At 71.7% G+C, this 11,376-nt stretch carries 12 protein-coding genes; 8 read left to right on the top strand and 4 right to left on the bottom strand.

From position 1 onward, the window contains the following. A complete protein-coding gene (locus tag MDN94_RS29205; protein WP_482728846.1) occupies window positions 1–738 on the top strand; it encodes an SseB family protein in 738 nt (245 codons plus the stop codon). A gap of 9 nt (window positions 739–747) precedes the next feature. Here the strand turns inward: MDN94_RS29205 and MDN94_RS29200 are convergent, their stop codons facing one another. Further along, window positions 748–1,119: a DUF1844 domain-containing protein gene (locus tag MDN94_RS29200; RefSeq protein WP_005319589.1), complete on the bottom strand. Its 372-nt coding sequence runs from the start codon at window positions 1,117–1,119 to the stop codon at window positions 748–750. 352 nt (window positions 1,120–1,471) lie between these two features. Between MDN94_RS29200 and infC the strand changes: the two genes are divergently transcribed. The 7 genes from infC to pheT all read left to right on the top strand — a co-directional run bounded on the left by infC (window position 1,472) and on the right by pheT (window position 8,970). Continuing rightward, on the top strand, window positions 1,472–2,122 hold the full coding sequence (gene infC / locus MDN94_RS29195; RefSeq protein WP_005319591.1) for a translation initiation factor IF-3: 651 nt from the start codon (window positions 1,472–1,474) through the stop codon (window positions 2,120–2,122). Window positions 2,123–2,242: 120 nt separating this feature from the next. Next, window positions 2,243–2,437: a 50S ribosomal protein L35 gene (gene rpmI / locus MDN94_RS29190; protein ID WP_005319593.1), complete on the top strand. Its 195-nt coding sequence runs from the start codon at window positions 2,243–2,245 to the stop codon at window positions 2,435–2,437. A 98-nt stretch (window positions 2,438–2,535) separates the two neighbouring features. Continuing rightward, entirely contained in the window at window positions 2,536–2,919 is a 384-nt protein-coding gene (rplT, locus tag MDN94_RS29185; protein ID WP_018103794.1) for a 50S ribosomal protein L20, read from the top strand. 164 nt (window positions 2,920–3,083) lie between these two features. Then, the gene (locus MDN94_RS29180; RefSeq protein WP_482728845.1) at window positions 3,084–3,935 is read left to right on the top strand and encodes a TrmH family RNA methyltransferase; all 852 of its coding nucleotides are present in this window, start codon (window positions 3,084–3,086) and stop codon (window positions 3,933–3,935) included. A 98-nt stretch (window positions 3,936–4,033) separates the two neighbouring features. Continuing rightward, entirely contained in the window at window positions 4,034–5,161 is a 1,128-nt protein-coding gene (locus tag MDN94_RS29175) for a sensor histidine kinase (RefSeq protein ID WP_482728844.1), read from the top strand. 159 nt (window positions 5,162–5,320) lie between these two features. Then, window positions 5,321–6,442, top strand: a complete 1,122-nt coding sequence (gene pheS / locus MDN94_RS29170) for a phenylalanine--tRNA ligase subunit alpha (protein WP_441265367.1) — start codon at window positions 5,321–5,323, stop codon at window positions 6,440–6,442. Further along, window positions 6,442–8,970: a phenylalanine--tRNA ligase subunit beta gene (pheT, locus tag MDN94_RS29165; RefSeq protein ID WP_482728843.1), complete on the top strand. Its 2,529-nt coding sequence runs from the start codon at window positions 6,442–6,444 to the stop codon at window positions 8,968–8,970. Before pheS ends, pheT begins: the two co-directional genes overlap by 1 nt. 128 nt (window positions 8,971–9,098) lie before the next feature. Here the strand turns inward: pheT and MDN94_RS29160 are convergent, their stop codons facing one another. The 3 genes from MDN94_RS29160 to MDN94_RS29150 form a co-directional block, all read right to left on the bottom strand. Beyond that, the gene (locus MDN94_RS29160) at window positions 9,099–9,266 is read right to left on the bottom strand and encodes a hypothetical protein (RefSeq protein WP_482728842.1); all 168 of its coding nucleotides are present in this window, start codon (window positions 9,264–9,266) and stop codon (window positions 9,099–9,101) included. A 220-nt stretch (window positions 9,267–9,486) separates the two neighbouring features. Then, window positions 9,487–10,155, bottom strand: a complete 669-nt coding sequence (locus tag MDN94_RS29155; protein WP_482728841.1) for a DUF1326 domain-containing protein — start codon at window positions 10,153–10,155, stop codon at window positions 9,487–9,489. Window positions 10,156–10,287: 132 nt separating this feature from the next. Further along, window positions 10,288–11,094 (bottom strand): DUF2182 domain-containing protein, encoded by an 807-nt coding sequence (locus MDN94_RS29150; protein WP_482728840.1) that lies wholly within the window; start codon window positions 11,092–11,094, stop codon window positions 10,288–10,290. Window positions 11,095–11,376 lie beyond the last annotated feature (282 nt).

Raw genomic sequence — 11,376 nt, 5'->3', positions numbered from 1 at the left:
GTGGCGCTCAAGAACATTCCCGACCCCGGTTTCTCCGACGACGACGGCACCGCCGACCCGGCCCTGGAGGCGGCGCTCGCCGCCTGGTCCGTGGACCGCGGTGCCGAGCAGCCGGTGCTGGAGGCGCTCCGGGGCGCCCGGCTCCTGGTCCCGATCGTCGCCGTGCTCGGTGAGGTCGAGGAGGACCCGCAGACCGGTCTGCGCCGTGAGAAGACCAGCGACATGGCCGTGCCGACGCTCACGGCCGGCTCCCGCCGGGCACTGCCCGCGTTCACGTCGATCGCCTCGCTCGCCCGGTGGGACCCGAAGGCCCGTCCCGTCGCCGTGCCGCTGCACCAGGCGCTCCGGGCGGCGGCCCACGAGAAGGCGGACACCGTGGTCCTCGACCTGGCCGGGCCGGTCCCGTACCAGCTCACCGGTCCCGCCCTGCTCGCCCTCGCCGAGGGCCGCACCAGCACCGACCCGCTCGCCGACCCGGCGGTCACCGGGGCGGTACGCACGGTGGTCGCCGCCGAACCGGCAGTGCTGCGGGCCCACCTCGGGCCCGGCCGGGACTCGGACGGCACGCTCGCCCTGGTGCTGGCCGCGGACACCGAGCCGGCGGAGGCGGGTGGCCGCGTCGCGCGGGCGCTCGCGGCGGACGACGTACTGAGGGCCCGCCTGGTGCGGGGCCTCGACCTGGCACTGCTGCCTGCCGGGGCCACCCCTCCGGGCGAGCCCTTCTACGTGAAGGAATAGGCCGGCCGGTCAGCCGTAGACCGGACCGGTGTACTTCTCGCCGGGGCCCTGGCCCGGCTCGTCCGGCACCAGCGACGCCTCACGGAAGGCGAGCTGCAGGGACTTCAGACCGTCCCGCAGCGGCGCCGCGTGGAACGAGCTGATCTCCGTGGTGCTCGCGTCGAGCAGTCCGGCGAGAGCGTGCACCAGCTTGCGTGCCTCGTCCAGGTCCTTGTGGTCCTCGCCGTCGTCGGTCAGGCCGAGCTTGACGGCCGCCGCGCTCATCAGGTTCACCGCGACCGTGACGATCACCTCGACGGCCGGGACCTCGGCGATGTCGCGCGCCATGGCGTCGAAGTCGGGTGATTCGGGTGTTTCGTTCGGGGAGGTCGCGTCACTCATGACGCACACGATATGCCCCGTCCCTCGCGGCCCGGCCCCGGCCGCCGGTTAGCCCCGCCCTCCCGGAGCTGCTAGCCTTGTGTCACGACCGGCTGGACACGTCCGTGTCCGGCCCGCAAGTGGAGGCTCCGATCTCCCACCTGGCTGTCCCTCGGGACGGCGGGTCACCGGTCAGGCGGCCACCATCGTTCCGTACGGACGATGGAGTCGCCCGATGTGCGCCCCGCGGTACACCGCGGCGGTGCTCCGGTATTCAAGGAGCTGCCGCCTGTGTCCCGTCCGGGGCATTTTTGACGTTCCGGGGCGGTTGGTCTGACGAAACAGACGTTACGCGGCTGTCTGCCAGACATCCGTGTGGTGCTACTTAGGAGGATCCATCAGCGCCGAGCCCCGCATCAACGACCGGATTCGCGTTCCCGAGGTGCGACTTGTCGGTCCCAGCGGCGAGCAGGTCGGGATTGTTCCGCTTGCCAAGGCCCTTGAGCTTGCTCAGGAGTACGACCTCGACCTCGTCGAGGTGGCGGCGAACGCCCGTCCGCCCGTCTGCAAGCTCATGGACTACGGGAAGTTCAAGTACGAGTCGGCCATGAAGGCCCGTGAGGCGCGCAAGAACCAGGCGCACACGGTCATCAAGGAAATGAAGCTCCGGCCGAAGATCGATCCGCACGACTACGACACCAAAAAGGGTCACGTCGTCCGGTTCCTCAAGCAGGGCGACAAGGTCAAGATCACGATCATGTTCCGTGGTCGTGAGCAGTCCCGCCCCGAACTTGGCTTCCGTCTGCTGCAGCGCCTCGCCGCGGACGTAGAGGATCTCGGCTTCATCGAGTCGAACCCGAAGCAGGACGGCCGGAACATGATCATGGTTCTCGGCCCCCACAAGAAGAAGACCGAGGCGATGGCCGAGGCGCGTGAGGCCCAGGCCGCACGCAAGGCGGAGCGCCAGGGCTCGCCGGAGGGCGAGGGCGTCGACGCCCCGACCGACACACCTTCCGAGGCGTGACCGAGGGGCTGCCCCCGTGGCAGCCCCGGGCCCGGCCCGGAGACCACAACCAAGATCTGACGCTCCTGTAGTCCGGTGCCCGCACCGGGGGAGCGCCACTGACGAGGAGATAACGGCGCGATGCCGAAGAACAAGACGCACAGCGGTGCCAAGAAGCGCTTCAAGATCACCGGCTCCGGCAAGGTGCTCCGTGAGCGCGCCGGCAAGCGCCACCTGCTCGAGCACAAGCCGTCCAAGCTGACGCGCCGCCTGACCGGCAACGCCGAGATGGCCCCGGGCGACTCGAAGACCATCAAGAAGCTTCTCGGCAAGTGACGTTCGTGTCCCTTCGACGGGACACGCGCCGAGACCGGGACCAATTCGTTTCCGGGCCGTGTGACCACAACCACGGCCCCGCTACAAGGAGTTAACAAGTGGCACGCGTCAAGCGGGCAGTCAACGCCCACAAGAAGCGCCGGGCGATCCTCGAGCAGGCCAGCGGTTACCGCGGTCAGCGTTCGCGCCTGTACCGCAAGGCCAAGGAGCAGGTCACCCACTCCCTGGTCTACAACTACAACGACCGCAAGAAGCGCAAGGGCGACTTCCGTCAGCTGTGGATCCAGCGCATCAACGCCGCTGCACGCCAGAACGGCATGACGTACAACCGCCTCATCCAGGGTCTGAAGGCCGCCAACATCGAGGTGGACCGCAAGATCCTGGCCGAGCTCGCCGTGAACGACGCCAACGCGTTCGCCGCGCTCGTCGAGGTTGCGCAGAAGGCCCTGCCGAGCGACGTCAACGCCCCCAAGGCCGCCTGACACCCGCATCGAGCCGACCGGACCCGCAGGCCTCGGCCTGCGGGTCCGGTGCGTTTGCCCGCCCCTTCGCCCCGGCCCTCCCGGGCGAATGGAAGCGCCGTACCGAACCTCTTCGACCTTTCGACTTTCGTACGCAGCCCCGTGAGAGAGAGCCGCCGAGCCGCATGCCGACCCCCGAGCTGATCTCCCCCCGCTCCCCGCGCGTCACCGCCGCGCGGCGGCTCGCCAAGCGCAACTTCCGGGGCAAGGACCGTCTGTTCATCGCCGAGGGACCGCAGGCCGTCCGGGAGGCGGTCACCCACCGCGGACCCGACGGCGCGGCGACGCTGGTAGAGCTGTTCACCACCGTCGAGGCCGCCGAGCGCTACGCCGACATCGTCGACGCCGCCCACGCCGCGGGAGCCCGCGTCCACCACGCCGCGGACACCGTGCTCGCCGAGGTGTCCCAGACCGTCACGCCGCAAGGGCTCGTCGGCGTCTGCCGGTTCCTCGACTCGCCGTTCGAGGACATCCTGGCCGCCCGGCCCAAGCTCGTCGCCGTGCTCGCGCACGTACGCGACCCCGGGAACGCCGGAACGGTGCTGCGCTGCGCCGACGCGGCCGGGGCGGACGCGGTGATCCTCACCGACGCGTCCGTCGACCTGTACAACCCCAAGTCGGTGCGGGCGTCGGTCGGCTCCCACTTCCACCTGCCGGTCGCCGTCGGCGTACCCGTGGAACAGGCCGTCCTGGGGCTGCGCGAAGCCGGCGTACGCGTCCTCGCGGCGGACGGCGCCGGCGAGCAGGACCTCGACGACGAACTCGACGCCGGCACCATGGGCGGCCCCACCGCATGGATCTTCGGCAACGAGGCCTGGGGCCTGCCGGAGGAGACCCGGGCCCTCGCCGACGCCGTAGTCCGCGTCCCGATCCACGGAAAGGCCGAGAGCCTGAACCTGGCGACCGCCGCCGCCGTATGTCTCTACGCGTCGGCGCGCGCCCAGCGCGCCGGGGCCAAGGGTGCCCCGGCAAGCTGACGGACCACTCGCTCAGGGGGTCGGCGACGTCACTTTCAGCTAGTAGGGTGACGCACTCGGGGGCCCACTGCGCCGGCGGAGAGGTGGGGTACGGGGACATGACGGTCGGGACCAGCAGGCCGACACAGCCACAGGAGTTCCACCTGGGCCCCTCCGGCCGCCCCGAGGCTCCCGGGATCGATCCCGACGACCTCCCGGACGGCCTCGTCGTGGCCGACGAGACGGGCCGGGTCGTCTGCTTCAACCGGGCCGCCGTCCGCATCACCGCCGTGGCGAGGGCCGACGCGATCGGACGGCCACTGGAGCGGGTGCTGCCGCTCGAGGACCTCAAGGGGCGCCGCTGGTGGACCCTCACCGACCCCTACGGCGGACTCACCACCCGCGTCGGCCAGCCGGAGAGGAACCTGCTGCTGCCCGGCGGCCGCGAGGTCCTCGTCTCCGCCCGCTACGTACGCGAGGTCCCCACCGGGCCGGTGCGCAAGCTCGTCGTCAGCCTCCGCGGCACCGAGGCCCGGCGCCGCAGCGAACGCAGCCACGCCGAGCTGATCGCCACCGTCGCCCATGAGCTGCGCTCCCCGCTGACCTCCGTCAAAGGCTTCACGGCGACACTCCTCGCCAAGTGGGAACGCTTCACCGACGACCAGAAGCGGCTGATGCTGGAGACCGTCGACGCCGACGCCAACCGCGTCACCCGCCTCATCGCGGAGCTCCTCGACATCTCCCGCATCGACTCCGGACGGCTCGAGGTGCGCCGCCAGCCCGTCGACCTCGCCGCCGCCGTGCGCCGCCACGTCGACGCGCACGTGGCAGCCGGCCAGACCCCGGACCGGTTCAGGGTGGACGTGACCGGGCCGCTGCCCGACCTGTGGGCCGACCCCGACAAGGTCGACCAGGTGCTCGGCAACCTGCTGGAAAACGCGGTGCGCCACGGCGAGGGAACTGTCACGATCGACATAGCGCCCTCGCCGTCTGCCGGCGAGCAGAGCGGTATCGGCACCGCCGTCACCGTGAGCGACGAGGGTCCCGGCATTCCGGAGGAGTCGATGGCACGGGTCTTCACCCGCTTCTGGCGGGGGAGCAAGCGCGGTGGTACCGGCCTCGGGCTCTACATCGTCAAGGGCATCGTCGAGGCCCACGGCGGGACGATCACGGTCGGCCGTGGCCCCGGTGGTGGCGCCCGGTTCCGATTTATCCTGCCCGTCGGCACGCCGGCGCATCTCCTGTAGCGATCCTCCCGGATCGGCCGGCGAGAGCGTCCGAGCAGCCCGCGGGCTCATTCACCGTTCCACACCCCGTTAGACTCGACTTTTGGCACCTTTGCGTCCTCGGTCGTCCCTGGTCGACGTGCGGGGTCCCCAGCCAGCCCATCGGAAGTACGGGAAGAGATGTCCGCACCCAATAAGTCGTACGACCCTGTTGAGGTCGAGGCACTGAAACCGGAAGAGATCGAGCGCATGCGGGACGAGGCGCTCGCCGCCTTCGCCGCCGCGGACTCGCTCGAGGCGCTCGCCCACGCGAAGTCCGCGCACACCTCCGGCACCTCGCCGCTCTCCCTCGCCAACCGTGAGATCGGGGCACTGCCGCCGCAGGCCAAGGCCGAGGCCGGCAAGCGCGTGGGCCAGGCCCGCGCCGCCGTCGGCCGCGCGCTCGCCACCCGCCAGACGGAGCTCGAGGCCGAGCGCGACGCCCGGGTGCTCGTCGAGGAGGCCGTCGACGTCACGCTGCCCCACGACCGCGTCCCCGCCGGTGCCCGCCACCCCCTCACCACGCTCTCCGAGCGCATCGAGGACGTCTTCGTGGCCATGGGCTACGAGGTCGCGGAAGGGCCGCAGGCCGAGGCCGAGTGGTTCAACTTCGACGCGCTCAACATCGGCCCCGACCACCCGGCCCGCGGCGAGCACGACACCTTCTTCGTGCAGGACGCCGAGGGCGGCGCGGACTCCGGCGTCGTGCTGCGCACCCACACCTCGCCCGTGCAGATCCGCTCACTGATCGACCGCGAGCCGCCGGTCTACGTGATCTGTCCCGGCCGGGTGTACCGCACCGACGAGCTGGACGCCACGCACACCCCCGTCTTCCACCAGGTCGAGCTGCTCGCCGTCGACGAGGGCCTGACCATGGCGGACCTCAAGGGCACCCTCGACCACATGGTCCAGGCGCTGTTCGGCGAGGGCATGAAGACCCGGCTGCGGCCGAACTTCTTCCCCTTCACCGAGCCGTCCGCCGAGATGGACATGGTCTGCTACGTGTGCCGCGGCGAGTCCGTCGGCAATCCCGACCGGCCCTGCCGCACCTGCTCCAGCGAGGGTTGGATCGAGCTCGGCGGCTGCGGAATGGTCAACCCCAAGGTGCTCACGGCCTGCGGCGTCGACCCCGGCAGGTACAGCGGGTTCGCCTTCGGGTTCGGCATCGAGCGGATGCTGATGTTCCGCCACAACGTCGAAGACATGCGAGACATGGTCGAGGGTGACGTCCGGTTCACCCGGCCGTTCGGGATGGAGATCTGATGCGGGTCCCGCTTTCTTGGCTGCGGGAGTACGTCGACCTGCCGGCGACGGAGACCGGCCGTGACGTGCAGGCCAAGCTCATCGCCGCCGGGCTCGAGGTCGAGACCGTCGAGCGGCTCGGCGCGGGGCTCAAGGGCCCGCTCGTCGTCGGCCAGGTGCTGACCATCGAGGAACTGACGGAGTTCAAGAAGCCCATCCGCTTCTGCACCGTCGACGTCGGCCGGGCCAACGGCACCGGCGAGCCGCAGGAGATCGTCTGCGGTGCCCGTAACTTCGCCGTCGGCGACAAGGTCGTCGTGGTCCTCCCCGGCGCCGTGCTGCCCGGCGACTTCGCCATCGCCGCACGCAAGACCTACGGCCGGACGTCCCACGGCATGATCTGCTCCGGCGACGAGCTCGGCATGGGCGACGACGGCAGCGGCGGCATCATCGTGCTCCCGCCCGAGCACGAGGTCGGCACCGACGCGATCAAGCTCCTCGAGCTTGTCGACGAGGTCCTTGACATCGCCGTCACCCCCGACCGCGGCTACGCCCTGTCCATGCGCGGCGTCGCCCGAGAGACGGCCACCGCCTACGGTCTGCCCCTGCGCGACCCGGCGCTGCTCGACGTGCCCGGACTCAACTCGTACGGATACGGCGTCAAGGTGGCCGACCCGATCGGCTGCGACAGCTTCACCGCGCGCACCGTCGTCGGCCTCGAGCCGGAGGCCCGCTCCCCGATCTGGCTGCAGCGCCGTCTGCAGAAGGCCGGGATGCGCCCGATCTCGCTCGCCGTCGACATCACCAACTACGTGATGCTCGAGCTCGGCCAGCCGCTGCACGCCTACGACCGCTCCCGCCTCGACGGGCCGATCGGGGTGCGCCGCGCGGAGCCCGGCGAGAAGCTCACCACCCTCGACGGCACCACCCGCGTCCTCGACGCCGAGGACCTCGTCATCACCGACGACCGCGGGCCCATCGGCCTCGCGGGCGTCATGGGCGGGGCGAACACCGAGATCGCCGACGCGGCCCCCGACCCGGAGACCGGCCGGATCAACGGCACCACCGACGTCGTCATCGAGGCCGCGCACTTCGACCCGGTCGCCATCGCCCGGACCGCGCGCCGGCACAAGCTGTCGTCCGAGGCGTCCAAGCGCTTCGAGCGCGGCGTCGACCCGCAGGCCGCCGCGGCGGCCGCGCAGCGCACCGTCGACCTGCTGGTGCTCCTCGCCGGCGGCACGGCGGAGGGCGGCGTCACCCAGGTCGTCGCCCCCAGCGCTCCGCGCACCATCGCCATGCCGGCGGACCACCCGGACCGGGTCGCGGGCGTCACGTACGGCCGCGAGACCGTGGTGCGCCGCCTCCAGGAGGTCGGCTGCGACGTCTACGGGCAGGACGACCTCGTCGTCACCGTCCCCTCTTGGCGGCCCGACCTCGCCGAGCCCAACGACCTCGCCGAAGAGGTCATCCGGCTCGAGGGCTACGAGAACCTCCCCTCGACCCTGCCCACCCCGCCGTCCGGCCGCGGTCTCACCGCACGCCAGCGGCTGCACCGCCGGGTCGGCCGCGCGCTCGCCGGCGCCGGCTACGTCGAGGCGCCGAACTACCCCTTCATCGGCGAGCCGGTTCTCGACCAGCTCGGCCTGGAGGCCGACGACGCCCGCCGCCGGGTCGTCAAGCTCGTCAACCCGCTCTCCGACGAGGAGCCGGCGCTGCGCACCACGCTGCTGCCCGGACTCCTCGGCGCCCTGCGGCGCAACGACGGGCGCGGCAGCCACGACCTGGCGCTCTTCGAGACCGGTCTCGTCTTCCGCCCGACGGGCGAGGAGCGGCCGGCAGCCACGCCGCCGGTGGACCGCAGGCCCACCGACGAGGAGATCGCCTCGCTGAACGCGGCGCTGCCGCGTCAGCCGCGCCGCGTCGCCGTCGTCCTCGCGGGCGCCCGCGAGCAGGACGGCTGGTGGGGCAAGGGCCGCCCGGCCGACTGGGCGGACGCGATCGAGGCCGGCCGTGTCGTCGCCCGCGAGGCGGGCGTCGAGCTGACGATCCGCGCCGACCAGCACGCGCCGTGGCACCCCGGCCGCTGCGCCGCGCTGTACGCGACGGTGGACGGCGAGGAGACCCTCGTCGGCCACGCGGGCGAACTGCACCCGCGCGTCGTCAAGGCGCTGCACCTGCCGGACCGCACCTGCGCGATGGAGCTGGAGCTCGACGTACTGGAGCAGGCGTCGAACGGCGTCGTCCAGGCCCCGCGGATCTCCACCTTCCCGGTGGCCACGCAGGACGTCGCGCTCGTCGTCGCGAATGATGTGCCCGCGGCCGACGTCGAATCCGCCCTGCGCGAGGGCGCGGGCCAACTGCTGGAGTCCATCCGGCTGTTCGACGTCTTCACGGGCGAGCAGATCGGCGAGGGCCACAAGTCGCTCGCGTACGCGCTGCGTTTCCGCGCGGTGGACCGCACACTGACCGTCGACGAGGCGTCGGCCGCGCGTGACGCGGCGGTGTCGCTTGCGACGGAGCGCACGGGAGCGGTGCTGAGGGGCGCGTGAGCCGTACCGCGTGCTGTGGAAGGGCCCGCCCGGAGCGATCCGGGCGGGCCCTTCCGCGTGGCTGGGGCGGGGTGGCGCCTGCGGCGGCCCTCCCGACCTCTCGCTCGGCATGCCACCGGTTCGGGCGGTCACGCGCCGTTGACGTCGACGGCGCGGGGGCGACGCGGTGCGGCCGGCCAGGGGTGCCCTCCGGCGCAGGACCGATCGCGCCCCGAGGGGTAGACCAGCGTGTACGACAGGGGCGGGGCGACCCGGGCCGGGTACGCGACCGGCACGTCGGTCGCGTCATCGCGCAACGCCCGCCACCTCGACGGATCGCCAGTAATCGTGCTTCCAGCCGTACGGCACCTGCACCGGCCTGGTCAGCCGGCGGGCGTCCGTGTGCGCAGCGTGCCGGCACGACGGTTCCGGCCTCCGGCCGGCCGCGCCGGAAGGCGTGAGCGCACACCCGGTCGTGCAGCGCCTCGGACAGGATGGACAGCGGTGGGGTCTCGCGGAGACCGACCACTCCGTCGTTCAGCCGGACTGTTCGTCCGGGCCGCTCCAGTCGAAGGGGAAGTGCTTGCTCGACTTCCCCGACCGCTCCCAGGAGAAGCCGTAGGCGTCGGCGCGGTCGGTGGTGGCCCTTCCCCAGGTCGCGACCTGGCCGGGCCCCACCTCGGCGCCCGGTGCGTTGTGCACCTGTACGCGTGCTCCCTCCGAAGTGGTCGGCCCGGTCAGCGCCTCGGCGCGTGCCGATACCCGCCCGGGGATCTCCGCGCGCCAGGCGCCGAGGCCCTCGTCTATCTCGATCCGGATGGGAGCGAACTCCACGCCCCGCATCTCGGGGCCGAACATCTCACCGAACTCCGCGGGCCATCCGCCCGCCTCACCGCCGAAGATGCTCTGAAGGGCGGCGCGCTGCTGTTCGTCGGCGCGCTCGTCGAAGAACACCGCGGCGTAGGCGTCGGTGTGCTCGCGGGCCCATGCGTTGCCGACGAAGGAGCCGAGCATCAGCACGTTGAGATCGTCCAGCCGCACGTCACCGAAGGTGCCTTCCCGGATGTGCCAGGCCAGCACGCCCTCGCAGTCGCCGTAGGTGGGGGGCTGGGCGAATGTGCAGGGGCACGGAATGGCGCACTTGCACACGTCGAACCAGTCGCCGGTCAGGTGCCAGCGCGTACCGGTGGTGGCCTGTTCAGTCATCTCGCTTCCCTCCTGACGAGCCCGTACGAACTCACTGGGAGTGGCGAGACCGGGTGTCCCGGGCCCGCTCTCGAGGGATCGGGAAGCGGCCTCCATTCCAGAGTGCGCCTTACCGGCCCAGGAGGAAAACGGCTACATCGCGGGCCCGGACATCCGGAGGCCGGGCAGCAGCCATTCCTGGAAGGGTGCGAGTGCGGCCAGGACCAGGAAGGCGATGCCTACCGCCCAGGTGAGCCATGGGCCCCACCGCCACAGCTTCTCCAGGAAGATGACCGCCGCCAGGGCGGCCATGGCCGCCACGTTCATCACGCCGAGCGGAAGGAGGACGATCATCAGGCCCCAGCAGCAGCCCACACAGTAGAGCCCGTGATGCGCCCCCACGCGCAGATCACGGGCCCACGGCCGGAAGCGCGCGTACCGGACGAGGTGCGACAGCGGATTGCGGCAATGCAGCAGACATACGCGCTTCAACGGCCCGAACTGGTAGAGCCCCGCGAGCAGGAACGCGACGGCGCCCAGCCAGCGACCTGCCTCGGGACTGCCGTCCACCAGCGTCGCGGTCGCTGCCAATGCCCCGTACGCGACCAGGCCGAATGCCGTCCAGGCGATCAGATAGCCCCCGGCGAACTGGGCGATCCGAGAAGCGCGGGCGGCGCCGGCCGACTGCCGGCCGATCGCCCGCGCCCAGGTGATCGCCACCGGCGCCATGGACGGGAACATCATGGCGACCATCATGGTCACCCACAGCAGCAGGAAGAGCGGCAGCTCCAGACCCATGGTTCCCGGCTCCGTGCCCATGTCGTGGGACTGGGCGACTGTCAGTACCCATGCCGACCCGGCGAGCATGGCCATGAGGATCCAGGCGGCAGCGAGATCACGCCGCGGCAGGAGGTTGCCCGACTGCGCCGGCGAGGGGCCTGCAATGCGGTTGTGCAGCATGGAAATCCTCCCAGGGGCCGTCCCGCCGCCCGCTGCGACCGCCCGGCGATTTCACCACGGGCTCCTGACTGCCGCATCGAGTGCTGTCGGCCGCGAGATGACGCGCCGGCCCGACTCCTCCAGCACAGCACAGAAACATGCGCCGGAGAAGCCGGGCCGGGTCCGGACCGCCGCCACCCTGCCACCCCCACCCGCCCCGCCACGCGAAACGGCGCGGGCCGGAGGGGGAAGCCGGTCCGCGCCGTGCGAGGGGCGGGCCGGGAAGGGTCCGATGGACCGGCC

The sequence above is a fragment of the Streptomyces sp. WAC00040 genome (assembly GCF_056835925.1).
Note: the sequence above shows the minus strand (reverse complement) of the source record. Positions and strands in the feature narration are given on the sequence as shown.